This window comes from Pseudarthrobacter phenanthrenivorans (assembly GCF_000813845.1).
Classification (GTDB): domain Bacteria; phylum Actinomycetota; class Actinomycetes; order Actinomycetales; family Micrococcaceae; genus Arthrobacter; species Arthrobacter phenanthrenivorans_B.
Map to the genome: position 1 here is coordinate 1 of NZ_JWTB01000028.1, position 25,484 is coordinate 25,484.

At 67.7% G+C, this 25,484-nt stretch carries 24 protein-coding genes, 3 tRNA genes and 1 pseudogene; 17 read left to right on the forward strand and 11 right to left on the reverse strand.

All coding sequences use genetic code 11. The features are described from left to right. Window positions 1-69 precede the first annotated feature (69 nt). Complete coding sequence (locus RM50_RS14475) at window positions 70-561, reverse strand: YajQ family cyclic di-GMP-binding protein (RefSeq protein WP_009357171.1); 492 nt, start codon at window positions 559-561, stop codon at window positions 70-72. Window positions 562-747: 186 nt separating this feature from the next. On the opposite strand from RM50_RS14475, the gene RM50_RS14480 reads away from it, so the two are divergent. From RM50_RS14480 to RM50_RS14490, 3 genes are all read left to right on the forward strand, one after another. Further along, on the forward strand, window positions 748-1,002 hold the full coding sequence (locus tag RM50_RS14480) for a hypothetical protein (protein WP_043454040.1): 255 nt from the start codon (window positions 748-750) through the stop codon (window positions 1,000-1,002). A gap of 165 nt (window positions 1,003-1,167) precedes the next feature. Beyond that, window positions 1,168-1,249, forward strand: a tRNA-Tyr gene (locus tag RM50_RS14485). Between the two features lie 184 nt (window positions 1,250-1,433). Next, on the forward strand, window positions 1,434-1,859 hold the full coding sequence (locus tag RM50_RS14490; protein ID WP_043454042.1) for a CBS domain-containing protein: 426 nt from the start codon (window positions 1,434-1,436) through the stop codon (window positions 1,857-1,859). A gap of 88 nt (window positions 1,860-1,947) precedes the next feature. Here the strand turns inward: RM50_RS14490 and RM50_RS14495 are convergent, their stop codons facing one another. Further along, the gene (locus tag RM50_RS14495; RefSeq protein WP_043454044.1) at window positions 1,948-2,943 is read right to left on the reverse strand and encodes a LysM peptidoglycan-binding domain-containing protein; all 996 of its coding nucleotides are present in this window, start codon (window positions 2,941-2,943) and stop codon (window positions 1,948-1,950) included. Between the two features lie 404 nt (window positions 2,944-3,347). Then, on the reverse strand, window positions 3,348-4,082 hold the full coding sequence (locus RM50_RS14500; protein WP_043454046.1) for a potassium channel family protein: 735 nt from the start codon (window positions 4,080-4,082) through the stop codon (window positions 3,348-3,350). A gap of 71 nt (window positions 4,083-4,153) precedes the next feature. Between RM50_RS14500 and RM50_RS14505 the strand changes: the two genes are divergently transcribed. Both RM50_RS14505 and RM50_RS14510 read left to right on the forward strand, forming a co-directional pair. Continuing rightward, window positions 4,154-4,708: an acyl-CoA thioesterase gene (locus tag RM50_RS14505; RefSeq protein ID WP_043454048.1), complete on the forward strand. Its 555-nt coding sequence runs from the start codon at window positions 4,154-4,156 to the stop codon at window positions 4,706-4,708. Window positions 4,709-4,801: 93 nt separating this feature from the next. After that, entirely contained in the window at window positions 4,802-5,239 is a 438-nt protein-coding gene (locus RM50_RS14510) for a thioredoxin family protein (RefSeq protein WP_043454050.1), read from the forward strand. Window positions 5,240-5,300: 61 nt separating this feature from the next. On the opposite strand, the gene RM50_RS14515 is transcribed toward RM50_RS14510, so the two are convergent. Next, window positions 5,301-5,579, reverse strand: a complete 279-nt coding sequence (locus tag RM50_RS14515) for a putative quinol monooxygenase (protein ID WP_043454114.1) — start codon at window positions 5,577-5,579, stop codon at window positions 5,301-5,303. Between the two features lie 103 nt (window positions 5,580-5,682). Between RM50_RS14515 and RM50_RS14520 the strand changes: the two genes are divergently transcribed. Further along, window positions 5,683-7,359: an AMP-binding protein gene (locus tag RM50_RS14520; RefSeq protein ID WP_043454051.1), complete on the forward strand. Its 1,677-nt coding sequence runs from the start codon at window positions 5,683-5,685 to the stop codon at window positions 7,357-7,359. 10 nt (window positions 7,360-7,369) lie between these two features. Here the strand turns inward: RM50_RS14520 and RM50_RS14525 are convergent, their stop codons facing one another. Both RM50_RS14525 and RM50_RS14530 read right to left on the reverse strand, forming a co-directional pair. Further along, window positions 7,370-7,882 (reverse strand): hypothetical protein, encoded by a 513-nt coding sequence (locus tag RM50_RS14525; protein WP_052260253.1) that lies wholly within the window; start codon window positions 7,880-7,882, stop codon window positions 7,370-7,372. Between the two features lie 122 nt (window positions 7,883-8,004). Further along, entirely contained in the window at window positions 8,005-8,988 is a 984-nt protein-coding gene (locus RM50_RS14530) for a DNA-3-methyladenine glycosylase family protein (RefSeq protein WP_043454119.1), read from the reverse strand. Between the two features lie 134 nt (window positions 8,989-9,122). Here RM50_RS14530 and RM50_RS14535 point away from each other — a divergent pair. Continuing rightward, window positions 9,123-9,530 (forward strand): annotated as a pseudogene (locus RM50_RS14535) (VOC family protein). Between the two features lie 9 nt (window positions 9,531-9,539). On the opposite strand, the gene RM50_RS14540 reads toward RM50_RS14535, so the two are convergent. Further along, window positions 9,540-10,727, reverse strand: a complete 1,188-nt coding sequence (locus RM50_RS14540; protein WP_052260255.1) for an SLC13 family permease — start codon at window positions 10,725-10,727, stop codon at window positions 9,540-9,542. Window positions 10,728-10,786: 59 nt separating this feature from the next. Here RM50_RS14540 and RM50_RS14545 point away from each other — a divergent pair, with 59 nt between their 5' ends. The 5 genes from RM50_RS14545 (at window position 10,787) to RM50_RS14565 (ending at window position 16,118) form a co-directional block, all read left to right on the forward strand. Then, a complete protein-coding gene (locus RM50_RS14545) occupies window positions 10,787-12,172 on the forward strand; it encodes a cystathionine beta-synthase (protein ID WP_043454053.1) in 1,386 nt (461 codons plus the stop codon). Between the two features lie 31 nt (window positions 12,173-12,203). Further along, entirely contained in the window at window positions 12,204-13,367 is a 1,164-nt protein-coding gene (locus tag RM50_RS14550) for a cystathionine gamma-synthase (RefSeq protein WP_043454055.1), read from the forward strand. Between the two features lie 102 nt (window positions 13,368-13,469). Beyond that, on the forward strand, window positions 13,470-13,976 hold the full coding sequence (locus tag RM50_RS14555; RefSeq protein WP_043454057.1) for a winged helix-turn-helix transcriptional regulator: 507 nt from the start codon (window positions 13,470-13,472) through the stop codon (window positions 13,974-13,976). Further along, a complete protein-coding gene (locus RM50_RS14560; RefSeq protein ID WP_052260257.1) occupies window positions 13,973-15,322 on the forward strand; it encodes an MFS transporter in 1,350 nt (449 codons plus the stop codon). Before RM50_RS14555 ends, RM50_RS14560 begins: the two co-directional genes overlap by 4 nt. A gap of 25 nt (window positions 15,323-15,347) precedes the next feature. Then, on the forward strand, window positions 15,348-16,118 hold the full coding sequence (locus RM50_RS14565; protein ID WP_043454059.1) for an SDR family oxidoreductase: 771 nt from the start codon (window positions 15,348-15,350) through the stop codon (window positions 16,116-16,118). 9 nt (window positions 16,119-16,127) lie between these two features. On the opposite strand, the gene RM50_RS14570 is transcribed toward RM50_RS14565, so the two are convergent. Genes RM50_RS14570 through RM50_RS14585 form a run of 4 tightly spaced genes read right to left on the reverse strand, consistent with a single transcriptional unit; the run spans window position 16,128 to window position 20,627 of the window. Next, window positions 16,128-17,303, reverse strand: a complete 1,176-nt coding sequence (locus RM50_RS14570) for an acyl-CoA dehydrogenase family protein (protein ID WP_043454062.1) — start codon at window positions 17,301-17,303, stop codon at window positions 16,128-16,130. Beyond that, a complete protein-coding gene (locus RM50_RS14575; protein WP_043454065.1) occupies window positions 17,300-18,793 on the reverse strand; it encodes an APC family permease in 1,494 nt (497 codons plus the stop codon). Before RM50_RS14575 ends, RM50_RS14570 begins: the two co-directional genes overlap by 4 nt. Window positions 18,794-18,806: 13 nt before the next feature. Continuing rightward, on the reverse strand, window positions 18,807-20,009 hold the full coding sequence (locus RM50_RS14580; protein ID WP_430929416.1) for a glutathionylspermidine synthase family protein: 1,203 nt from the start codon (window positions 20,007-20,009) through the stop codon (window positions 18,807-18,809). A 12-nt stretch (window positions 20,010-20,021) separates the two neighbouring features. Beyond that, window positions 20,022-20,627 carry a hypothetical protein gene (locus RM50_RS14585; protein WP_043454068.1) on the reverse strand — a complete coding sequence of 202 codons (606 nt, stop codon included), beginning with the start codon at window positions 20,625-20,627 and terminating at the stop codon, window positions 20,022-20,024. Window positions 20,628-20,807: 180 nt separating this feature from the next. On the opposite strand from RM50_RS14585, the gene RM50_RS14590 reads away from it, so the two are divergent. From RM50_RS14590 to yidC, 5 genes are all read left to right on the forward strand, one after another. After that, window positions 20,808-21,461, forward strand: coding sequence for an MOSC domain-containing protein (locus RM50_RS14590; RefSeq protein ID WP_043454070.1), 654 nt, complete (start codon window positions 20,808-20,810; stop codon window positions 21,459-21,461). 394 nt (window positions 21,462-21,855) lie between these two features. Next, window positions 21,856-23,901, forward strand: a complete 2,046-nt coding sequence (locus tag RM50_RS14595) for a DEAD/DEAH box helicase (protein WP_043454073.1) — start codon at window positions 21,856-21,858, stop codon at window positions 23,899-23,901. A gap of 308 nt (window positions 23,902-24,209) precedes the next feature. Then, window positions 24,210-24,281, forward strand: a tRNA-Thr gene (locus tag RM50_RS14600). Between the two features lie 60 nt (window positions 24,282-24,341). Beyond that, a tRNA-Met gene (locus RM50_RS14605) sits at window positions 24,342-24,415 on the forward strand. A 237-nt stretch (window positions 24,416-24,652) separates the two neighbouring features. Further along, window positions 24,653-25,450 (forward strand): membrane protein insertase YidC, encoded by a 798-nt coding sequence (yidC, locus tag RM50_RS14610; protein WP_082007091.1) that lies wholly within the window; start codon window positions 24,653-24,655, stop codon window positions 25,448-25,450. Window positions 25,451-25,484 lie beyond the last annotated feature (34 nt).

Here is a 25,484-nt window from a genome sequence, read left to right on the forward strand (position 1 = left end):
TATATGGGGTGCGCCGGCCTTCAGCTGCATCGGAAAACTGCAGGCGCGTCGAAAACCGCGGCGCGGAGATCAGCTGCGGAAGTTCACGAACTGCAGGTCGGCTTCGTCGAAGTCCTTCAACAGGGCCATGGTGGCCTGCAGGTCGTCGCGGGACTTGGAGGAGACCCGCAGTTCGTCGCCCTGGATCTGGGACTTGACCGACTTGGGCCCTTCGTCGCGGATGAGCTTGTTGATCTTCTTCGCGAGGTCCTGGGCGATGCCTTCCTTGATGGAAGCTTCCAGGCGGTACTCCTTGCCGGAGGCGTAGGGCTCGCCGCTGTCCAGGGACTTCAGCGAGATGCCGCGCTTGATCAGCTTGGACTGGAAGACGTCCAGGACGGCCTTGACCCGTTCCTCCGAGTTGGCCTTCATGAGGATCTTCTCGCCGCTGAAGTCGATCTCCGCGCCAACGCCCTTGAAGTCGTAGCGCTGGGCAATTTCCTTTTGCGACTGGTTGAGGGCGTTGGCGACTTCCTGCTTGTCCACCTTGCTTACGACGTCGAACGTTGACTCGCCTGCCATGACTCTCCTTTGTTGATGGGAGCCCTGCGCGGGAACAGGGCCTAAATCACTGCCATCCAGCCTAGTACGGATGCACGGGCGGGTGGGGGTGCGGGATTCACAGTTCCCTCTCAGCGGACACCCTGAAGGAACGAAGGAGCGCCGGCCAGAGTTGGAGCAGTTGTACCGCAGTTCGAAGGGAACACCATGCACCGCAAAGCCGCCCGTTACGTCACCCGCACCACGACAGCAGCAGCGGGGGCGGTGGCAACGGCGGCGACATCCGTGGCCGCAGCTGCGGTGGCGGCCTCCATTATCTTCAGCCCGGCGGCGGATGCCTCGTCCCGGATGGACGGGGTGCGGGCGGACCTGCAGCGGGCCGTGCAGCTGAACCAGATCACCGAGGAGCAGGCCCTAAGCTTCGAGGCCAAGCTTGCCGGGCGCATCCTCGGCGGCTCGTGACCCGGGGGTTTTCCGCGCCGGTGCTGGCTTTCGGGGGCATCCCGGAGCTCGATTCGATTCTTCGGCGGAAGTTCTGTAAAGTTGTCTTGCCCGCGGTTACTGAAGCGGAACGGCCCGGAAACGGACGCTCCGAACACTGCATCGGCGGGTACTTCTTTGAAGTTCGGCAGATTACCCGAGCGGCCAAAGGGGGCTGACTGTAAATCAGCTGGCAACGCCTACGGGGGTTCGAATCCCTCATCTGCCACCCAAGGAAAGACCTCCGGAACCATCAGGTTCCGGAGGTTTTTTGTTGTCCGGCACTCGTGGCGGCCGGCCTTCGCGGAGCCGCAAATCGCCGTCGACACCAAGATGGTGCGGGCGTAGTCTGGCAGAATCGGCGCACGCGCCCGATGCCCTGCGTCGATAATCCATCGATGAAGGAGGAGCCAATGAGTGCTGTACGTGAATTCATGACCACGGATGCGCGATGCATCGGTGAAAGCGAGTCCCTCGTGGACGCGGCCCGGATGATGATGGACCTCGACTGCGGCGCCCTGCCGATCTGCGGGGACGACGGCAGGCTCAAGGGCATGATCACCGACCGCGACATCGTGCTCAAGTGCGTCGCCGCCGGCCGCGACCCCGGGCAGATGATGGCCCGCGACCTCGCCTCGGGCAAGCCGTACTGCATCGACGCCGACGCCAATGTTGACGCTGCCATCGACATGATGGAGAAGCACCAGGTCCGCCGCCTTCCCGTGATCTCGGACCACAGGCTGGTGGGCATCATCAGCCAGGGCGACATCGCGCGCAACTACTCCGAGCAGCGCGTGGGCGAACTGGTTGAACACATCTCGGAGCGGCACGGCGTGTAGCACCGGCGGCGCATCGTGGCCTTGTCCGCGGATCCACCCCATGGGGGCCGGACCCGCGGACAAGCTTGTGGAGTGCTGGCTGGGCGGATCAGTTCAGTGCGATCAGGAGCATCTGGCTGGTGCCCGGGATGCAGGTCTGCAGGATGGCCCGGGGGAAGCCGCCGAAGACCGCAATCACATCGTTGGTGGTGCCTGGATTGGGGACTGTTCCGCGGCCGGTCACGGTGTACGTGCCATAGCCGGGGATGCTCACCGTCTCACCCGCGCCGATGCCGGAGAACCGTGCCCACCCGCCGCAGAAGTCGTGCTCGGTGATGAACAGCGAGTAGCCGTCGTTTGGCGTGAAGTGGATCGGCCCGATGCAGGCGTCCACCATGGCCTGGCCGCCGGAGCCGGCAACGTAGATGGTCCGGATGGCGGGCGCTGCGGGTGCCGGCGCGGGTGCCGGGGCGGCGGCAGGAGCCGGCGCCGCTGCGGGTGCGGGTGCGGCAGCCGCCGGAGCCGGGGCAGTTGCCGCCACCGCCACCGGGGGACCGGTCAGCAGGAGTGCCTGGCCCGGGTAGATGATGCTGTAGGCGCTCAGTCCGTTGGCCGCCAGCATCGCGTTCATGTCTACGCCATGGCTGGCGGCGATCGCGCCGACGGTGTCGCCCGGCGCCACGGTGTACAGATTGGGGTCACCGGCCGGTTCGGGGGCCGGAGCGGGGGCGGGTTCCGGGGCGGGGGCGGGAACCGGGTCCGGCGCTGCCGGTGCTGCTTCGGCCGCCGGAGCTGCGGCAGCCGGTGCGGCAGCCTGGTCACCCTCGCTGCCGCTGCCGGATGGTGCGGGCTCGGCGGGTGTACTTGTTGCCGGCGCTGCAGCGGCCTCTGCCACCTGGGCCGCCGTCGTGGCCCCGCCGCTGAAGGTGGCGGGAGGCGCTGCCATGGCGCCCACTCCCACTGCGGCCACCACGGCCGCTGTTGCCATGCCGGCCCACAACTTGTTGCTGATGGCCGGGCGGACGGTGTTAAGGTCCGTCCTTGGTTCGTCGGTGGCGAAGCTTCTGCTCGTGCCGTCGGGTGAGGTGAATTCTTTCTGTTTCATGGGTAGGCCCATCCGGGTACGGTCCGGCCAGGCAGTGCCTTTGGGGCATGCCAGGTCGCCGGACGGATCGAGATGTAATGCGCCGCCGGCCCCGGCATCTGCCGAAGCCGCAGGCGGCACAGGTTGGAGGCACCCGCATACCCAGAAAATGCGGAGCTCCGCGTGAAGGCGGGCATTCCCGGAAGCCACCCGGGGGACCTGCCAGTGCATGTTTGGTCCTAGGAATCCCGAGTCTAGGAATGACGCCGCAGCGCGGGCACCAGTAGGAATTACCCGAGTTTTAGGCTGCGCTACCCGCCGGGGGCGGCGCCGCTACTCAGGCCGTGAAGCCCGGATACTTGCCTCCCGCGCGCCCTTGCAACCGCAGCACGCGTTGGGGGGGCGGACGCAGGGGCTGCGGCGGGCTACAGTGTCCGGCGTTCCCGCAGTTCCGCGATCTCGCGCCGGAGCGAAGCAATCTCAGCCACCAGTTCGGTCACCTCGATGCGCAACGGCTCCTCTACGGCCTCGGCCACCGTCTCAGCCGTATCCTCCACCCGCTGGACCAGCCAGGAGGCGATGGACGCGGTCACCACACCCAGGACCGCGATGCCGCTCATCATAAGCGCAGTGGCCACGAGCCGCCCGATGGCCGTGACGGGGTACATGTCCCCGTAGCCCACCGTGGTGATGGTGGCCGTGGCCCACCAAAGGGCATCGCCGAAGGTGGTGATCCTGGCGTCCGGCGCCCACTGCTCCACATCCAGCACCGCCAGGGCGCCGACGAAGACCAGCAGCGCTGCGGAGGATGCCACGTACGTCACCACCCGGCCGCGGAGCGTTTCGCCGACCGTCCGGTGCAGAACCGACAGCAGCGTCACCAGGCGCAGCAGGCGCAGGGGCCGGAAGAACGGCAGCGCCACGATCAGCAGCTCATGCAGGTTCCGGACGAACCACTGCCTGCGGTTCTCCGCCAGCCACAGGTTCGCGGCGTAGTCCAGGACGAAGACGCACCAGGTGGCCCACATCAGCCCTTCAAGCCAGTCTGCCCCGCTGCCCTCCACCCGGCCGATCACCTGCCAGGCATACGCACCAAGGAAAATCAGCGCCGTAGCCATGAGGGGCCACTCCGCCAAGGCCCGGTAGCGTTGCTGCGTCATGCAGGAAATCCTACGGGGGAGGGGCCGCGCAGCACCTGCCGCAAAATGTTACTGGCGGGTAACATTGACGCATGCACCTGCTCCTGAGAACCCTCCTGATGCTCTTCCGCTCCCGCCGCCGCCAGCCGCTGTCCGTGTGGGACCCGGCTTCCCTGGCGCTGCGCGTCCTGCCCACGGACATCGACATCGCCCTGCATGTGAACAACGGCATGTACCTGTCCCTGATGGACCTGGGCCGGTTCGACCTGATGGTCCGCAGCGGCGTCTGGAAGCGGATGCGCCGCCGCGGCTGGAGCCCGGTGGTGTCCGCGGAAACCATTTCCTTCCGCAAGTCCCTGCAGCTCTGGCAGGAGTACGCCATCGAAACCCGGATCATCGGGCTGGACACCAAGGCGATCTACTTCGAACAACGCATGGTGGCCGACGGCGAGATCTATGCGCGTGCCTACATCGCCACCCGGCTGGTCACCAAGGCCGGTCCGGTCAGCCAGGAGGACATCATGGCCGAATTCGGTGCCCCTCCGGCCGACCTGGTGCTCCCGGATTGGATCCACGACTGGCGCGCCTCCAGCGCCCTCCCCGGCAGCCGCACACCCGCCCCGCACCTTTGGGGCGCCGTCTCCTGAACCGTCCCGCCGCCGTCGTCCTTACCCGTATTCCCAATGACGCGGGGAGCGAACAACCGCGACACGCACCGGCGGGACGCGTACCGTGGACACATGGCAACCCTTGACATCACAGGTGAACAGTTCGCAGCGACGATCGAAGGCAAAGACATTGTCCTGGTCGATTTCTGGGCAGAATGGTGCGGCCCCTGCAAGCAGTTCGGCCCCACCTATGCGGCAGTTTCCGAGAAGCACCCGGATGTCCTCTTCACCAAGGTGGACACCGAAGCGGAGCAGCAGCTCGCGGCAGAGGCAGGCATCACCTCCATCCCCACGCTGATGGCCTTCCGCGAGAAGGTCCTGGTGTTCTCGCAGCCCGGCGCGCTGAACGCCCAGCAGCTGGAACAGGTGGTGGACGCCGTGAAGGCGCTGGACATGGAAGAGGTCCACGCCCATGTGGCCCGCCAGCGGGAGGAAGCGGCGGCTTCCGCCGGAAAGCCGGCCGGTTCGCAGGGTGTTCCCCAGGACGGCACGCAGATCCCGGATTTCTAAGACCCCTTAAAGCAAAAGTGCAGGACCTCCCACCGGAGGTCCTGCACTTTTTGCGTCTGCCTCAGACGCGCTCCACCGTGACCGGTTCGGCCAGCAGCGCGCTGAGCGACTCGTTCAGGTCCTGCACGGCGGTGCCCTTCGAGTGCTTGTCCAGATCCCCCTCGGACGCCCACTGTTCGGTCAGCACCAGCTTCTCCTCGGTTGCTTCGGTGAGCTCGTAACGGATGCAGCCGGGCTCCTTCACCACCTCATCGATCGCGATTTCCAAGGCCAGCTTCACGCGGAAGAACTCGCCCTCGTTGGGGATGAACGTTGCTACAAGGTCAATGGGTGCACTCATGGATTTCACAATACCGGGCGCCATGGGGCGTTCCGGCCGTGTTGCGCCGGCTTCCGGCCCTGTCCTCCTTCTCCTGCCGCCATCGGGTTGGTAGCGTGCCAGCATGCGTGCTTACACAGCCGGGGACACTGACGTCCCGCTCCTGGAGGAAACCATTGGCGCGAACTTTGAACGCGTGGCCGCGCAGTTCCCGCTGCATGACGCCCTGATCGAGGCCGCCCCGGTGCCGGGCGCGGATGCGCGCCGCTGGAGCTACACCAAGATGAACGACGACGTCGACCGGCTGGCACGGGCGCTCCTGGCCGTGGGGGTGGCCAAGGGGGAGCGGGTGGGCATCTGGAGCCCCAACTGCGCCGAGTGGACGTTGCTGCAGTACGCCACCGCCAAGGCCGGCGCCATCCTGGTCAACGTCAACCCGGCCTACCGGAGCCACGAACTCGAGTTCGTGGTCAAGCAGAACGGCATGCGCATGCTGTTCACCGCACCGTCGGACCAGAACAGCGACTATGTGGCCATGGCCCGCCAGGCACTCCTGACCTGCCCGGACCTGCACGAACTGGTCTTCCTCCCGGACCACGGGCTGGACGCGCTGGACGCCGGCAGCCCCCAAGGCGACGCCGAACTCACGTACACCGAACTGCTCAGGCGCGCGGACGACGTCGGCCATGCTGCCCTGAAAGCCCGCATGGCCGAGCTCAGCCCGCACGACCCCATCAACCTGCAGTACACCTCCGGCACCACCGGGTTCCCCAAGGGCGCCACCCTGACCCACCACAACATCCTGAACAACGGCTATGCCATTGGTGAGCTGCTGGGGTACACCGAGCGGGACCGCGTGGTCATTCCGGTGCCGTTCTACCACTGCTTTGGCATGGTGATTGGCAACCTCAACGCGCTCAGCCATGGCGCCGCCACCATCATCCCCGGCCGCGGCTTCTCGCCGGCGGCAGCCCTGGAGGCAGTCCAGGACTTTGCCGGCACCTCGCTGTACGGAGTCCCGACCATGTTCATCGCCGAACTCGCCCTGCCCGACTTCGCCTCCTACGACCTCTCCACCCTCCGCACCGGCGTCATGGCCGGTTCACTGTGCCCCATCGAGGTGATGAACCGGGTGATCTCGGAAATGCACATGGTGGACGTGGCCATCTGCTACGGCATGACCGAGACTTCCCCGGTGTCCACCATGACCCGCAAGGGCGACACCCTGCAGCAGCGCACCGAGACGGTGGGCCGCACCATGCCGCAGCTGGAAAGCCGGATCGTGGACCCCGCCACCGGCGGGGAACTGGAACGCGGCCAGATCGGCGAACTCTGCACCCGAGGCTACGCGGTCATGGCCGGGTACTGGAACCAGCCTGACAAGACCGCAGAGGCAATCGACGCCGACGGGTGGATGCACACCGGCGACCTCGCCCGGATGGATGAGGACGGCTACGTGGTGGTGGAGGGCCGGATCAAGGACATGGTGATCCGCGGCGGTGAAAACATCTACCCCCGGGAAATCGAGGAGTTCCTCTACACGCACCCTGCCATCCAGGACGTGCAGGTGATCGGCGTCCCTGACCCCAAGTACGGCGAGGAGCTCATGGCCTGCATCATCCTCAAGCCGGGGGCCCACCCGCTGGACGCTGCGGCGCTCGCGGAGTTCTGCCGCGGGAAGCTGGCGCATTACAAGATCCCGCGCTATGTGGAGGTCCGCGAGAGTTTCCCCATGACTGTTTCGGGGAAGATCCGCAAGGTGCAGATGCGGGAGGAGGCCGTGGCCCGGCTGGGGCTCTGACTCTCCGGGGCTAGGCTGCCGCCCTGCGCCGGTAGGTGCCTGCCCGGACTGCAATGACGGCCACCACCGCTGCCGCCAGCGCGGCCACGGCCAGGACCACGCCGCTGTCCCACTTGGTCAGCGAGACCGTGCGGGTGCTGCCGTCCGCGGCTTCGGTGACCGGGACGTTCCACTCCGACGGCGCCGGGAAGATATCCGCCGGCAGCTTCTCCTGCTGGAGTTCGCGCCGGGCTGCCAGCCGTTCGCGCACGTCTCCGTCGGGGGCGGGCGCCAAGGCGTCCGCCGCCACTGCCGCGGAAAGATCCACGATATACGGCTCGCCGTAGAAGGCTGACGACGCCACCGACTCCACCCAGGTTGCCGGCGGCGGCTCCACTTCGTAACGCGCAAAGGCGGCGAGCAGCATCTCCCGGATCTCGGCCAGGCTCCTGCCGTCAGCCTCCCGGGTGACGTCGAAGATGGCTAGCTGGAGCCGCACCTTTTCATCTGCTGCCGGGTCCGAGCTGCCTGAAGGGGAAGCCATTGGAGTCCTTTCCGTCGTGGTGCCGCGTTCCGCCCCCGCGGGAGGCTGTCACCTGTGGCCGTACCCATCGCAGGGCGGATCAAGCAGTGATGTGCGGAAGAGGCGCAAGAAGGATGCGCCGGTCAGTGCCCCCGGTGGTCCTGGATGGTCATCCGGGGGCCGAAGGTGGGCTTGCGGAAACCGGTGGCCTGGATCATCCTCACCACGCGTTGCCGGTGCCCCCGCCACGGTTCCAGCAGCCGGAGCATGCCGGCGTCGTCGGTCCTGCGTCCGGTCAGGGCTGCCCCCACATAGGCAGCGAGGTGGTAGTCGCCCACGGAGATGGAGTCCGGGCAGCCGTGCGTGCGCTGCACCACCTCGGCGGCAGTCCACACCCCGATGCCCGGGATGACCTGCATCTTTTCCGCGGCGAGCGCGGCCGGCAGCGTGGCGAGGCGTTCGAGTGCCGCGGCGGAGCGCAGCGCCCGCATCACGGTGGCCGACCGCTGCGGCCCCACCCCGGCCTTGTGCCACTCCCAGCTGGGAACCTGCAGCCACTGTTCGGCCGTTGGCGCCACGACCAGGCCGCCCGGCGTGGACGTCCCGGCGGGGGGAGCCGGAGTCCCGTATCGATGCACCAGGTACCGGTAGGCACGCCGCGCCTCGATCACCGTCACCTTTTGTTCCAGGATGATCGGCACCAGCTGATCCACCATGCGTCCGCTTGCAGGCAGCCGGATGGCCATGCTGCGCCGCCGCGCCTCGCGGACCATCCGGGGGAGCGTGGCGTGGAAGGACGGTTCATCGAAACCCTGCCAGTCGTCGTCGGCCCCGAGGAGGCGCGGCGCTGCTGCCACGGCTGCCGCGGCGCCGGGGCCCCAGGCCTGGATGTCCACGAGCGGGCCGCCCGCTTCACCGCCCGCGGGGGCGAGCCGCAGTGTTGCCGGGCCTGCCGCCGTCGTCAACGCGTTCCAGATGACGTCGCCCTGCACGAAGAACGAGGGATCGCTGTTGCCGCGCAGGAGCGGTCCGAGGGTACGGGAAAGGCTGTAGGGCGCCCCCGGATACCACCGCGCGGACATGTCCGCCGCGGCCGCCAGCCGGGGAGGTGCCTCTGCGATCGTCATGTTTCCCATCGTCCCACGGACCGCCGACAGCGGCGGGACCATAGTCCCTTCTCCTCCTTGGAACCCGGGTTTACGATCGCCGCGTTGCAAAGAAAGCGGTGCAAAGAAAGCGGTGCGAAAAAAGGAGGGCCACCATGGGTGGAGTAGTGCATTTCGAGATCCCCGCCGACGACCAGGACCGGGCCAGGAAGTTCTACCGGGAGGCACTGGGCTGGCGGATCGAACCGGTGCCCGGCATGGACTACACCATGGTCATCACCACGGGAATGGACGACGCCGGGCAATCAACAACTCCAGGGGCCATCAACGGCGGAATGATGGCCAGGGAAGGGCAGATCACCAGCCCGGTCATCACCATTGACGTGCCGGACATCAACGCCACCCTCAAGGCCGTGGAGGAGCTGGGCGGGTAGGTGGTGGTGCCCAGGAATGAGATTCCCGGGATGGGCTACACCGCCTATTTCAGGGATCCGGAAGGAAACGTGCTGGGTCTTTGGGAGAACCTTCCCGCCGGCGAAGGGGGCGCGGCCGCGGGCAGCTGACCGGTACGCTCAGGGCGTCCCGGACGCCAGCCAGAGCGCCAGGACGGCCAGCGGAACCGTCAGCGCAACGGCCACAAGCCCCGCCAGGGCGAACCCGCCCCAGCGGATCGGAACATTCAGCACCCGCAGCCGTTCGTGCCAGAGCAGCGTGGCCAGGGATGCCCAGGGGCTTACCAGCGGGCCCAGGTTGACTCCGATCAGCAGGGCGGCAAGCCGGGCAGGGGAGCCGGCCACCGGTTCCAGCGCCAGGTAGGCCGGCAGGTTGTTTGCGGCGTTTGCCGCCCCCGCTCCCACCCCGGCCAGCTGCAGCAGGGCAGGCAGGCTGTCCCCGGCCCCGGCCACCCCCGCCAGCAGGTCGGTCAACCCATGCGCGTGCAGGGCCTCCATCAGCATGAACAGGCCTACGGTCAGCATCAGCGGGCGCCACGGCACCATCGACCAGCGCAGGACCGCCGGCCGCCGCCACGCAAAGACGGCGAGCAGGACGGCCGCGGCCGCCAGGGCCGGATACTGCACTGGAACCCCGGACACCAGGGCGGGCAGCAGTACCAGCAAGGTGGCCGCCGCGGCCCGCAGCAGGAGCCGGTCTCCCACCCGGTGCGCAGGCTGCGGCCCGTACGTTCCCCGCAGGTCCCGCCGGAAAGCCAGCCAGAGCAGCACGACCGGAACCAGCAGGCCCACCAGCGCCGGACCCCACACCAGGCCCGCGAACTGCAACGGGTTCAGGCCCAGCCGGTCCTGGGCCAGAAGGTTGGTCAGGTTGGACACCGGAAGCAGCAGGGATGCGGTGTTCGCCAGCCAAATACTGGTCAGGGCGAACGGCAGCGGCGGAATCCGGGCATGGACAGCCAGGAGCACCACCACGGGAGTAACCAGCACGGCCGTGGTATCCAGGGAAAGGAACACGGTGGAGACCGCCGCCACGGCCACCACCAGCAGCCACAGGGAGAACACCCGGCCTCGGCCGAAGGCGGCCAGCCGGTCCGTCAGCACCTTGAACAGCCCCGCCTCGTCCACCAGTTCGGTCACCAGGGACATCGCCAGCACGAAGGCCAGGATGGGGATGGTCCGGGACGCAAGCTCCCCGAAGGCGGGGAGGGGGAGGGCCCCGGCGGCCAAAGTGGCTGCCCCTGCGGCCAGGGCAGCGCCGGGCAGCAGATAGCTGCGGGCGGCTTTCAGCCATGCGAACTGCTTCACCGGCCTATCCTCGCACCCCCGGCAGGGAACGGCCCGCAGGAAGCGGTAGCTTTGTATCTATGAAGTACGCCCAGTCCGTCCTGGACCTCATCGGCAACACCCCGCTCATCAAGCTCAACCACGTCACCGAGGGCATCAGGGCCACCGTCCTGGTCAAACTGGAGTACCTGAACCCCGGCGGTTCCATCAAGGACCGCATCGCGGCGCAGATGATCGACGACGCCGAACGCGAGGGCAAGCTGAAGCCCGGCGGCACCATCGTGGAACCGACCTCGGGCAACACGGGCGTAGGCCTGGCCCTCGTGGCCCAGCAGAAGGGCTACAAGTGCGTCTTCGTGGTCCCGGACAAAGTGGGCGAGGACAAGCGCGCCGTCCTGCAGGCCTACGGCGCCGAAGTGGTGGTGACGCCCACCTCGGTTCCGCCGGACAGCCCGCAAAGCTACTACGGGGTCTCGGACCGGATCACGCGCGAGACCCCGGGCGCGTACAAGCCGGACCAGTTTTCCAACCCGGCCGCGCCGGGCAGCCACTACAAGACCACCGGTCCCGAAATCTGGCGGGACACCGACGGCAGGGTGACCCACTGCGTCATCGGCGCCGGCACGGGTGGCACCATCACCGGCACCGGCCGCTACCTGAAGGAGGTTTCGGCGCACCGGCCGGAATCCGACGGCGGCGTGGTCCGGATCATCGGCGCGGACCCCGCGGGTTCGGTCTACTCAGGCGGCACCGGAAGGCCCTACTTCGTTGAAGGCGTGGGCGAGGACATGTGGCCGGCCAACTACGACAAGTCCATCCCGGACGAGGTCATCGCCGTCAGCGACGCCGATTCCTTCACCATGACCCGGCGGCTGGCCCGCGAAGAGGGCCTGCTGGTGGGCGGTTCCTCGGGCATGGCCGTGGTCGCCGCGCTGCAGGCGGCCCGCGACCTGCCGGAAAGCGCCGTCGTCGTCGTCATCCTGCCCGACTCCGGCCGCGGCTACCTGGCCAAGATCTTCAACGACCAATGGATGCGGTCCTACGGTTTCCTCTCCGGCGGGGAGGAAACCTCCGTGGGCGAGGTCATCAAGTCCAAGAATGGCGAGCTCCCGGACCTGGTGCACATCCACCCCAACGAGTCCGTGCGCGACGTCATCAACATCATGACCGAGTTCGGCGTCAGCCATATCCCGGTCCTCTCCCAAGAACCGCCCGTGGTCATGGGCGAAGTCCTGGGTGCCGTGGACGAGCGCACCCTGACCGCCAAACTGTTCCGCGGCGAAGCAAAGCTGACGGACAAGATCTCCGAGCACATGGGCCCCAAGCTGCCCGTGATCGGATCGCTGGAAACCATCTCCGCCGCCAGGGAACTGCTCTCTGACTCGGATACCCTTATGGTCACCTTCGTGGGCGCGCCCGTGGGCATCCTGACCCGGCACGACCTGCTGGCCTACCTCAGCCACTGAACCCCTGCACGTTTCCCCGCAAAGGAGCACCATGTCCGCCTCCGAAAACCAAGGCTTCAACACCCGCGCCGTCCACGCCGGACAGGCTTTCGAACCCCGCACCGGAGCGGTGGTGCCGCCGTTGCACTTCAGCTCCACCTACGCCCAGGACGGGATCGGCGGGCTGCGCAGCGGCTACGAGTACGGCCGCGGCGGCAACCCGACGCGCGATGCCCTGCAGGAACAGCTCGCCGCCCTGGAGCTCGGCACCCATGCCTACAGCTTCAGCTCCGGGCTCGCCGCGGAAGATGCCCTCATCCGGGCACTGACCCGCCCCGGAGACCACATCGTGCTCGGCAACGACGCCTACGGCGGCACGTACCGGCTGATCAGCCGCGTGCTGGGGGACTGGGGCATCGGCAACACCCCGGTGGACATGGCCAACCTGGACACCGTCCGCAGCGCCGTCGCCGCCAACAAGACCCGCTTCGTGTGGGTGGAGACGCCATCCAACCCGCTGATGAAGATCACCGACGTCGCCGCGCTCGCCGGGATAGCGCACGACGCCGGGGCCCTCCTGGTGGTCGACAACACCTTCGCGTCCCCCTACCTGCAGAACCCGCTTGCCCTGGGCGCCGACGTCGTAGTCCACTCCACCACCAAATACATCGGCGGCCACTCCGACGTTGTTGGCGGCGCCGTGGTGGTGAAGGACGCCGAACTGGCCGAGAAGATCGGGTTCGTCCAGTTCGCCGTCGGCGCCGTGTCCGGGCCGATGGATGCCTTCCTCACTACCCGCGGCCTGAAGACCCTGGGCGTGCGGATGGACCGGCACAGCGCCAACGGCCAGGCCGTGGCCGAATGGCTGCTGGAGCGGCCCGAAGTCGAGGCGGTCCTGTACCCGGGCCTGCCCACGCACCCCGGCCACGAGCTGGCCAAGCGGCAGATGCGCAGCTTCGGGGGCATGGTCTCGGTCCAGTTCAAGGGCGGCGAGGCGGCTGCCCGGAAGGTGGCCGAGGCCACGTCGGTGTTCACCCTCGCCGAATCGCTGGGCGGCATCGAGTCGCTGATGAACTACCCGTCCGAAATGACGCACGCCTCGGTCAAGGGCACCGAACTCGCTGTCCCGGTCAACCTGCTCCGGCTGTCCTGCGGCATCGAGGACGTGGAGGACCTGGTCGCAGACCTGGACCAGGCGTTCTCCGCGATCCCGTAACCCCTCCCCGCGAGATGGCACTTCACCGCAGTGTCCGCGCCCCGGACTGCCGTTATCTCGCGGGGGCTGGCTTTCTTTAGGGAAGTCAGCTAGGGTTCAGGCATGCCCCTTCGTTCCGACTGGTCCCAACGCAGCTGCAGCATGGCCCGCGGCCTGGACATCCTGGGTGACCCCTGGTCCATCCTGGTCCTCCGCGAGGTCTTCTTCGGCAACGGCCGTTTCGACGCCATGAAGGCCCGGCTGGAAGTGGCGGACTCCGTGCTCACCAAACGCCTGGCCGGCCTGGTGGAGTCAGGGCTGCTCGCGAAGAGGGCCTACGACGACGGCGGCCGCACCCGCCAGGAGTACGTCCTCACCCCAAAAGGTGAAGATGCGCTCCCGGTCCTGAACGCTGTCACCATTTGGGCGGAAAAGCACCTGCCTGCGCCCTCGGACCAGGCCCACCTTTACGTGATCCACGCCGGCTGCGGAAAACCCACCACTTCGGCCGACACCTGCACCGAATGCGGCGAGCGGCTCACGGCGGCCAACACCAGCTGGCACAGCCGGTCCCGGTCCGAACAGCCCATCCGGCTGTCCACCGCAGCCGGGAAGGAAGCAGTACAGTGAGCACCCTGCCGGACGAAGCAGCCGACATTCCGGCGGCTCAAGCCTTCCAGCCGCGCGGACCGCGCCGCCGCCTGCACCCCGCCTGGATCGTGGCCGCCGTGGCGTTCCTCGCCCTGGTCGGGGCAGCCGGCTTCCGGGCCGCCCCCGGCGTCCTCATGGTGCCCCTGCAGCAGGAGTTCGGCTGGTCAACTACAGTCCTCTCGGCAGCGGTCAGCATCAACCTGGTCCTGTTCGGCCTGACGGCTCCGTTTGCCGCCGCGCTGATGGAACGCTTCGGGATCCGCGCCGTTACCGCCACGGCACTGGTCCTGATCGGCATGGGCAGCGCGCTGACCGTGCTGGTCAACCAGTCCTGGCAGATCCTGCTCACGTGGGGGCTGCTGATCGGGTTGGGCACCGGTTCCATGGCGCTGGTCTTCGCCGCCACCATCGCCAACACCTGGTTCAGCAGGAGCCGCGGGCTGGTGATCGGCATCCTTACGGCCGGCAGCGCCGCGGGCCAGCTGGTCTTCCTTCCCTTCATTGCCATCCTGGCGCAGGACCCCGGCTGGCGGCAGGCATCGCTGCTGATTGCCGCCGGCGCCCTGGCCGTGGTGCCGCTGGTGTTGAAGTTCCTCAAAAACTCGGCCGCCGACGCAGGGGTGCTGCCTTATGGAGCCGCTCCCGCGGAGGGTGGGGCGGTGGAACAGCCCGCCGCAGCACCGGGGGACCGCCCCAACGCCGCCGTCCGTGCCCTGCAGGTGCTCCGCCGGGCCAGCAGGGTCCGCACGTTCTGGGCGCTCGCCGCCGGCTTCGCCATTTGCGGCGCCACCACCAACGGCCTGATCGGCACCCACTTCATCCCCTCCGCCCACGACCACGGCATGCCGGAAACCACCGCCGCAGGCTTGCTCGCCGTCGTCGGAATCTTTGACATCGTGGGGACCATCGCCTCCGGCTGGCTCACCGACCGCTTTAACCCCCGCGTCCTGCTCGCGGTCTATTACCAGTTCCGCGGCATCGGTCTCCTGGTGCTTCCGCTGCTGCTGAACGCCGAGGTCCAGCCCAGCATGATCGTGTTCGTGGTGATCTACGGCCTCGACTGGGTGGCCACCGTCCCGCCGACGGCGGCGATCTGCCGGGAGACGTTCGGAGCGGACGGCAGCGTGGTCTTCGGCTGGGTCTTCGCCGCCCACCAGCTGGGCGCCGCCGCGGCCGCCATCGCCGCCGGCGCCCTGCGCGATGCCACCGGCCACTACACCTACGCCTGGTTTGGCGCCGCGGCCATGTGCACCATCGCCGCGGTCATCAGCGCCACCATCCGCAGGAACCGCACTCCGCAGGAAGCGGAGCCCGCGCCGGCCTGACGCCGGCGGCCGCTAGGCTGGTCGGATGGAACCCGTTGCAGCCGTCCCTGCCCGCCCCGTTGCCCTGGTCACCGGCGCCGGACGGCTGGAGAACATCGGCGCCGGCATCGCCCGGCAGCTGGCGGCGGACGGCTGGGACCTGGTCATTTCCTACTGGGCCGGCTACGACGCCCGCATGCCGTGGGGGAGCCAACCCGACGACGTCCTCCGCCTGACCGCCGAGCTCGAAGCCATCGGCGCCACGGTCCATACGCTGCCCGCTGACCTGCAGGACCCCGCGGTGCCGGACAGGCTCGTCGCCGACGCCGTGCAGCTGGCCGGGCCGCTGCAGGGCCTGGTGCTCAGCCACGCGGAGTCCGTCGACTCGGGCGTCCTGGACACCAGCCTGGAATCCTTTGAGCGGCACTTCGCCGTGAACACCCGCGCCAGCTGGCAGCTGATTGCCGCGTTCGCGCGGCAGGCAACGGACGACGGCGGCGCGGTCGTTGCGCTGACCAGCGACCACACGGCGTTCAACCTTCCGTACGGCGCTTCGAAAGGCGCGCTGGACCGGATCGTGATTGCCGCCGCGCGTGAGCTGGGCCCGCAGGGGATTTCCGCGAACGTCCTGAACCCTGGTCCGGTGGATACCGGCTGGATGGACGACGAGGTCCGCTCAGCCCTGACGGCGCAGCAGCCCACCGGCAGGCTGGGTACCCCGGCTGACGTAGCCGCGACCGTGGCGTTCCTGCTCTCCCCGGCCGGCCGCTGGGTTTCGGGGCAGCTGATCAAGGCGGACGGCGGGTTCTCGGCCTAGGTCCTGGGGTCAGTGGAAAGCGTCGAGGCCTGTGATGTGCCGGCCCAGGACCAGGGTATGCACCTCGTCGGTGCCCTCGTACGTCCGCACGGATTCAAGGTTCGCGGCGTGCCGCAGGGGGGAATAGTCCCCGGTGATCCCGTTGCCGCCCAGGATGGTCCGGGCCTCCCGCGCCACCGCTATCGCCTCGCGGACGTTGTTGAGCTTCGCCAGCGAAATCTGCTCCGGCCGGAGTGTTCCCGCATCCTTGAGCCGGCCCAGGTGCAGGGCCAGCAGGGTGCCCTTCTGGATCTCGAGCAGCATGTCCACCAGTTTCTGCTGCGTGAGCTGGTAGCGCGCCAGCGGCTTGCCGAACTGCAGCCGCTCCAGTGAGTAATCCAGTGCTGCCTCGTAGGAATCCCGGGCGGCGCCCATGGCACCCCACGCGATCCCGTACCGGGCCTCGTTAAGGCAGGTGAACGGGCCGCGGAGCCCGCGCGCAGCCGGGAGCAGGGCCTCGGGACCCAGCCGGACGTCGTCGAATACCACGTCGCACTGGATGGAGGCGCGCATGGACAGCTTCTGCCGGATGGGCGTGGCCGTCACGCCCGGCGTGCCGGCGGGCACCAGGAAGCCGTGCACGCCGTCGTCCGTCATGGCCCACACCACCATGACGCCGGCCACCGAGGCCAGTCCGATCCAGCGCTTGGTGCCGTTGAGCACCCAGCCGGCGCCGTCCCCGCTGCCGTCCCGGACCGCGGAGGTGGCCATGGAGGCAGGGTCCGAACCGGCGGTCGGCTCGGTCAGGGCGAAGCACCCGATCACCTCCCCGGCGGCCATCCGGGGCAGCCACTCCTGCTTCTGCTCCTCGGAGCCCCAGGTGTGGATGGCGGTCATGGCCAGCGAACCCTGGACGGAAACAAAGGTGCGGATGCCTGAGTCGCCGGCCTCCAGTTCCATTGCGGCCAGGCCGTAGTCGACGGCGGAGCGGCCCGGGCAGCCGTAGCCGTCCAGGTGCATGCCCAGGACGCCGAGTTCGCCCAGTTCCTGCGCCAGCTCCAGGGGGAAGACGGCGTCGTCGTACCAGCGGGCGATGTCCGGTTTAATCCGCTGCCGGGTGAAGTCGCGGACCTTTTGCCGGAGGTCCAGTTCCTCTGCGGACAGCAGGGAATCGAGGTCCAGGACGTCGGACGGGCCGGCGGTCATGGCTTTACCTCAAAGTATCCGCGGGTGGAGGGCAGGAACCGGCACACGACGGCGAGCACCGCACCGAGCGCCAGCAGCACCACGCCGCTCACGAAGGCGCCGCCGATGCCGAAGATCTGTGTGTCGCCGTAGGCCGGGTCCCACATCTGCACGGCCGAGATGAAGAACGCAGCCGTCAGGAGCACCGCACCAAACAGGGGGAGGATGCCGCGGAACCACAGGTTCCGCGCGGACGCACGCAGTGTTCCCCGGAAGTACCAGAAGCAGGCATAGCCGGTCAGGGCGTAGTAGAAGGCGATGAAGAGGCTGATGGCGCTGATGGAGTCCGCCAGCAGGTTCTCGCTCAGGAAACTCATGGCCACGTAGTAGGCCGCGGCGGCACCGCCCATCACCTGGGTGGAAAAGCCGGGCGTCTGGTTGCGCGGGTGCACCTCGGCGAACCTGGCCGGCAGCGCGCCGTGGACGCCCATGGAGAGCGTCCCGCGGGCCGTGGGCAGGATGGTGGTCTGCGTCGAGGACAGGACAGACGCCAGCACCGCGACGACGATCAGCCAGCCCCAGGGGCCGAGCACCACGTCCTTCATGGCCAGGAAGACATCGTCCTGGTTGGCCTCGTTGCCCAGGCCGATCCCCTCTGAGCCCACGGTGGCGTACATCATCACCAGGAGCGCCACGGAAACGTAGATCGCCACCAGCACGAACGCCGATATGACGGCGCCGCGGCCCGGGGTGGTTGCCGGGTTTTCCGTCTCCTCGTTGACCGCCAGGCACGTGTCCCAGCCCCAGTAGATGAACAGGGCCAGCAAAGCCCCGTGCACCACGGCTCCGGGGTCGGCGAAGGCGCCCACCGGGTTGAACCACTCCACGTCGAAGGCCTGGCCCTCGGGCGGACCGCCAACGATGCGGAAGACGATGGCCAGGGCAAAGATGCCCAGCGCGATGTACTGCACATACGTCAGGACCCGCTGGACATGCTCACCCAGCCGGATGCCCCGGTAGTTCACCAGCGTCATCAGCACGATGAACAGGACCCCGGTCCCGGTGACCAGCAGCGTGTTGCCGGCCAGCGATCCGTCACCCACCAGGAGCCAGAGATATTTCCCCGCCACCTGGGCCAGGTTGGCGAGGACCACGATCCCGGCCAGTGCCACGCCCCAGCCGCCGAGCCAGCCGGCCCAGGGACCGAACGCGCGGCGCGACCAGGTGAAGGTGGTGCCGCAGTCCGGCATGGCGCTGTTGAGCTCGCGGAACGCGTAGGCAATGAACAGGACCGGAATGAACCCGAGCACCAGGACCAGGGGGGTGTAGTCGCCGTTGACGGCAACAATGAGGCCCAGCGTGGCGGCCAGCGAGTACACCGGTGCGGTGGAGGCCAGCCCCAGCATCACGGAGTCGCCCAGGTCCAGGATCCCGGCCCGCAGCCCCTTTGCGGGCACCGGGGTGCCGGGCGCGCCTCCGGGGCCGTCCGCCGTCGTCATGTCCGTGCTCATGCTGCTCCCGGGTTCATAGTGCGGTACCTGCCTTGGTGGAATTGGCCGCCGCCGAAAGCGGCGCCGGCGCGTCAATGGTGTTGGGGACAAAGCGGCAGAAGTAGTCGGTGACGGGCCCGTCCGACTCGCGGATGCCGCAGCCCACGGATTCGCCGTCCACCACCCAGAGGCCCAGGACAGGATGGTTGCCGTCAAAGTCCGGCAGGGCGTGGTACTGCTGGTAGCACCAGCCCTCGCGGCCGTAGCCGCCGGGCTGCTCCAGGCGGATGCCGTCGGCGTGGATCCGGATGTTGTCGCCTTCGCGTCCATGCAGGGGCTTGGCCACCCATTCCTTGAGCGGACCCGGATCGGACAGGTACGCGGGGAGCAGGTTCGGGTGGTCCGGGTACAGATGCCAGAGCGCGGCCAGCAGCGCCTTGTTGGAAAGCAGCATCTTCCAGGCCGGTTCCACCCAGCGCGGGTTGTGGGCGCGCTCCAGCAGCCGGTGGCCGAAGGGCTCCTTCATCATCAGCTCCCAGGGATAGAGCTTGAAGATGGTGCTGATCAGAAAGTTGTCCAGGTCCACGAAGCGGTTCAGGTTGGGGTCCCAGCCAATATCGGACATGTTGATGCCGATGGTGGTCCAGCCGGCCTGGCTGGCCACGTCCCGCATGTAGGCGGCCGTCATCCAGTCCTCGCCGGATTCCTCCACTTCCGAATGGGCTACGTGCAGGGTGCTCATGCCCGTGCGGTACTGGAACTTCTTCCACTGCCGGATCAGGGCCTCATGGATGCCGTTCCACTGGTCCTTCCCCGGGTGGACGTCCTGCAGCCAGAACCACTGCGCGACGGCGGCCTCGATGAGCCCGGTGGGGGTGTCGGCGTTGTACTCGAGCATCTTGGCCGGGCCGCCCTGCCCGTCGTAGATGAAGTCGAACCGGCCGTACACGTCCACGTCGCCGGCCTGCAGGGAGGCCGCTGCCAGCTCAAGGGCCTGGGGACCGATTCCGATGCTGCCCATCGCGCCGGTGGCCAGGAACCTGGCTGCCTCCAGGCACATCCGGTGCATGTCTTCGGCGGTCTCCTCAAGGGTTTCCACCTCGTCCATGGTGAACTCGTAGTAGGCCGATTCGTTCCAGTACTCGATCTTCCGGCCGTCGTCCATGGTGGTGGTGGAGAACACCAGGCCCTGTTCTTCGATCTTCTGCTTCCAGCCGGGGCGGGGCTGGGAGGACATGCGCTTCACCTGTTAACCCCCTGAGACCTTGCCGCCGCCACCGCTTGACCCGCTCTTGGCGCTGGTGCCGAAGCCGCCACGGCTGACCGTGCCGCCGCTGCTGCTGTAGCCGGTGGACGCCTTGGCGCCGCTGGGGATGGTCCGGGTGTAGTTCGGTGCGGTGGACCGGTTCTGCCCGATCGGCGGAACGCTTGCCCCGCGGGAGTAGAAGTACCAGGCGTAGACACCGCCGCTGCGGCCGGCCGAACTGTCGCAGTTGGTGTCTGCCACGCGCTCGCCGGTTTCGTCGTTGAAGCACACCTGCGCGTACTCGGGATCGTCCTCGTTGCTGGCAACCACTGCCGTGATGGTGCCGGCCAGGAGGGCGGTAACACCCAGGCCAACTACCACTGTGCGCCGCTGGGACCGTTTCTTCCGCGCTGCCGCCTCGTTGAGTTGCTTCTCCCGCTCGCGCGCGAACGGATCCACGGGGGTAACAGGCCCGTTCAGGAGTTCCGGCCGCAGCTCCGGCTTGGGGACCTGCCAGGGCGGTGGCTTGGCAGGGCTGCCGCCGCTGCTGTCGGTGTTTTCGGGCCCGTTTGCCGGATCCTTTTCCGGGTCTTTCCCGTTCGAGTCCACGGCGTCCCCCTCAGTTGTTAAACGGTTTGGGCGCAGCACTGCACCCCCACATGCAAGTCTCGAATCAGCGTAGTCCCTGGCGGTGCGGCCCGCGAGCAGGAACCCGCCCCGGCAGCAGGGGAGAGGTGCCCATGGCCGGCGCCGGGCGGCGGTGCAGCGGGAAAACCCTAGACTGATGCCATGGAATCAGGTTCTGTGCTTGCCGTCTGCCGCGTCCACCAGCTCCTCGGTGACCAGGGCAGCGTGGGCGTCACGGCCATCGACAAACGCCCGGCCAGGGGTCCCGTCAAGGTCCATAAGCTGGGCCTCCGCGGCGACGTCCAGGCCAACCGGGTGCACCACGGCGGGGAAGACCAGGCTGTCTACGCCTATTCCCAGGACGACGCCGATTTCTGGGCAGGCGCCCTGGGCCGTGAGCTGCCGCCGGGAATTTTCGGGGAGAACCTGCGGGTGTCCGGCATCGAAGCCACCCACGCCGTGATTGGGGAACGCTGGAAAGTGGGGACCGACGTCGAGCTGGAGGTCACCTCGCCCAGGGTTCCCTGCGCCACCTTCCAGCGGCGAATGAAGGAACCCCAATGGGTGAAGCGCTTCACCGAGGAAGGCCGGGTGGGGGCGTACCTGCGGGTGATCCGCACCGGCAGCATCCAGGCGGGGGATCCCATCGAGCGGACGTTCGTCCCGCGCCACGGCATCACCATCGGCAGATGGTTCAGCGAGCCGGATGCAGACGTGGTCGCGGCCCTGCGGGGTGCCGAAGCCGACGGCGAGATCCGGCTGCAGGACGAATACCACACCAAGTTCGGGGTGCTGCTGCGCCGGCTGGGGCAGTAGCAGCCCCGCCCGGGCGCGGCATGTGCGCAAGCTCACCGCCGCCGTCGTCCGTCCGATTGGCACCGTGGCACCTGCGTGCCTTACACTTGAAACATCCCCCACTCCGGAAATCCCTTATTCCTGCCCAATTTTTGAGGCAGGACTGGCAAGTGTTGGGGCCCGCGCAAGCGATGCGGGCATTTTCATAGGGAGAGCCGGCTAAAGAAAACGCTGTACAGACTGCTGGGATAGCAGCCAAGAGATGCAGCGCGAAGTCCTGCCATGGGATTGCGAAAGCGCCGGACTTCTGTGACCGGCCGGTCAACGTTTGCCCGGCACCATCGGCACGTGTACTGCGGCTCCGCTCACCTCGGGTAGTGCCGCCTGGCCCCCTATGGATGAGGAACATCTCCCTATGCCCGAAAACCTGAACGAAACCACCGCTGTCATCGAAGAAGCTCCCGTGGCGGCCGCTGAGGCTCCCGCAGCCGCTCCGGCCGGTGAAGCCCCTGAAGCTCCCGCAGCCGCGCAGGCCCAGCAGGATGACGAAAACACCGTGAAGTTCGCCGACCTCGGCATCGACGGCCGCGTCCTGGCCGCCCTGCAGGATGTCGGCTACGAAAAGCCCTCACCCATCCAGGCAGCCACCATCCCGCTGCTGCTCGAAGGCCGCGACGTCGTTGGCCTGGCCCAGACCGGTACCGGCAAGACTGCAGCATTCGCAGTGCCGGCGCTGTCCCGCCTGGCCGAACTCCACGACCTCAACGGCCCGTCCCGCAAGACCCAGGCCCTGGTCCTGGCCCCCACCCGCGAGCTGGCCCTGCAGGTTGCCGAGGCCTTCACCTCCTACGCCAAGCACATCGATGACTTCACCGTGCTGCCCGTCTACGGCGGCTCCGCCTACGGTCCCCAGCTGGCCGGCCTGCGCCGCGGCGCCCAGGTGGTTGTTGGCACCCCCGGCCGCGTGATCGACCACATCGCCAAGGGATCCCTTGACCTGTCCGAACTGCAGTACCTGGTGCTCGACGAGGCCGACGAGATGCTGCGCATGGGCTTCGCCGAAGACGTGGAGCAGATCTTCCAGCAGACCCCCGAGGACCGCCAGGTTGCCCTGTTCTCGGCCACCATGCCCAGCCAGATCCGCCGGATGTCCAAGCAGTACCTGAACGACCCCGCCGAGATCTCGGTCAAGACCAAGACCTCCACGGGCACCAACATCCGCCAGCGCTACCTGCAGGTCATGGGCCCGCACAAGCTGGACGCGCTGACCCGCATCCTTGAGGTTGAGGAATTCGACGGCGTCATCGCCTTCGTGCGCACCAAGATGGCCACCGAGGACCTGGCTGACAAGCTGAAGTCCCGCGGTTTCCAGGCTGCCGCCATCAACGGCGACATCCCGCAGCAGCAGCGCGAGCGCACCGTTGACGCGCTGAAGGAAGGCCGCATCGACATCCTGGTGGCCACCGACGTCGCCGCCCGCGGCCTGGACGTGGAGCGCATCAGCCACGTGGTCAACTACGACATCCCGCACGACACCGAGTCCTACGTGCACCGGATCGGCCGCACCGGCCGCGCCGGCCGCAACGGCGACGCGATCCTGTTCATGACGCCGCGCGAGAAGTACCTGCTGCGCGCCATCGAAAAGGCCACCCGCCAGCCGGTGGAGCAGATGCACCTGCCCACCGCCGAGACCGTGAACACGCTGCGCTTGGGCAAGTTCGCCGAGCGCATCACCGAGACCCTTGAATCCGAGGACGTCTCGATGTTCCGCGACCTGATCGCTTCCTACGAGGAAGAGCACAAGGTGCCGGCAGCAGAAATCGCTGCGGCACTGGCCGTCATGGCACAGGGCGGGCAGCCGCTGCTGGTCAAGGAACTGCCTGCTGCTCCCGAGTTCCAGAAGCGCGAACGCTCCAAGGACGGCTTCGGCTCCCGCGGGCCGACCCGTGCACTGACGGAGGGCAACGCCACCTACCGCATCGCGGTGGGCCGGCGCCAGCGGGTCATGCCCGGCTCGATCGTGGGCGCCATCGCCAACGAGGGCGGCATCTCCTCCGCCCAGATCGGCGGCATCGACATCCGCTCGGACCACTCCCTGGTGGAGCTGCCCGCGGACCTGAGCGCCGAGCAGCTGCGTGCACTGTCCCGCACCCGGATCGGCGGTGAGCTGATCCACCTCGAGCTGGACAACGGCCGCAAGCCCTCCGGTGACCGTGGCGCCTACCAGGGCAACCGCGGCGGCAACTTCAAGGGCAACGGCGGCTTCAAGAAGGAATTCCGGAAGAACGACGGCGAGCGGTCCTCCGCCGACCGCGGCGGCCGTTCCTACAGCGACCGTTCCGAGCGTTCCTTCAGCGACCGTGGTGACTCCCGCTTCGCCGGCCACGGCGATGGCTCCCGCAAGCCCCGCAGCGCCGGTGACAGCGGCCACCGCGATTTCAACCGCAAGGGCAAGTGGTAAACCTTCCGCACGTTGAGTAATTGACGACGTCGATGGGCCGGCTTTCGAGCCGGCCCATCGGCATTTAACCGGGGGCCAGGTCCTCCCGGTGTGGGGCTCGACACATTTGGCGCCCAAGACCCCGGTGAGGGGCCCCGGGCGGCGGCTTCCGCCGTCGTACGCCCGCCGCTCCATGGCCTCCCCAGGCCCGGAATCCCGCGGAATTTCCACCGACAAGCGCCAGGAAAAGTGCGCGATTCCGGATCGTGGGAGCACCCGGAGGGCCGATTTGTTGGTGCGGAAATCTTCCGGTAGAGTATTTACTCGTTGCCCCCCTAGCTCAGTGGTAGAGCGCGTTCTTGGTAAGAACGAGGTCACCGGATCGATTCCGGTGGGGGGCTCTGAATGAGGGCCTGCGTCAAGGCGGTTTGACCGGCTTGACGTAGGTTTTTCTCATTCGTGGCGGTGTAGCTCAGTTGGTTAGAGCGCACGACTCATAATCGTGAGGTCGGGAGATCGAGCCTCCCCACCGCTACAGGCCAAGCCCCCGGAATCCCCCGAGATTCCGGGGGCTTTCCTGTTTCCCGGGCACGATGCCTCCGCCTATCCAGGCGCAAGCGACGCGCTGAACCATTCCCGCCAGGGATATTCACCGGCGCTGCCCGCATCCGGGCCTCGACATGGACCATGGGGTGCGGAACGGAATCTGCGGGTCGTGACAAGACACACCATTGCGCAGTAGCTTGGCAGCAACTGGCGGACGGGGGATTCGGTGGACATTCTGGCAGCGGTGATGGAGCCGTTCCGGTGGCTCGTGTCCGCCATCATGGTCGCATTCCACGACTTCCTGGCGGGCGCGGGCATGCCGGCGGGCAGTGGCTGGACCTGGACGCTGTCCATCATTGGCCTGGTGCTGGTGATCCGTGCCGCGCTGATCCCGGTCTTCCTGGCCCAGGTGCGCGCGCAGCGCCGCATGCGGCTGCTGCAGCCGGACCTGAAGGAGCTCCAGGACAAGTACCGGGGCCGGACGGACCAGGCGTCCCGGCAGGCCATGGCCCAGGAGCAGATGGCCCTGTACAAGAAACACGGCACCAACCCGTTCTCCGCCTGCCTTCCGCTGCTGATCCAGGCACCGTTCTTCCTGGCCCTCTTCCAGGTACTGTCCGGGATCTCCAACGCCGCGCGGCAGGGCACAGGCATCGGGACCATGCGCCCGGACCAAGTGGTCCAGTTCGATTCGTCCAGCATCTTCGGGGCGCCGTTGTCGGCCTCCCTGCTGCATGGCAGCGGCAACCTCGCCGCGGTGGCCGTGCTCGCCGTCGCCATGATCCTGGTGATGACCGCCTGCCAATTCGTGACGCAGAAGCTGGCAGCCTCCCGGGCCATGGCCGGCCAGGACAGCGACAGCCCGCTGGTGCGCCAGCAGAGGATCCTCCTCTATGTCCTGCCGCTGGTCTTCGGTGCGGGCGGGATCTTCTTTCCCATCGGCGTCCTGGTCTACTGGACGGTTTCCAACCTCTGGACCCTGGGACAGCAATCGCTGGTGTCCCGGGAGCCCACCCGGACGTGATGCCTGCGGGAAGAACGGGCCCAGGGCGCAGCCG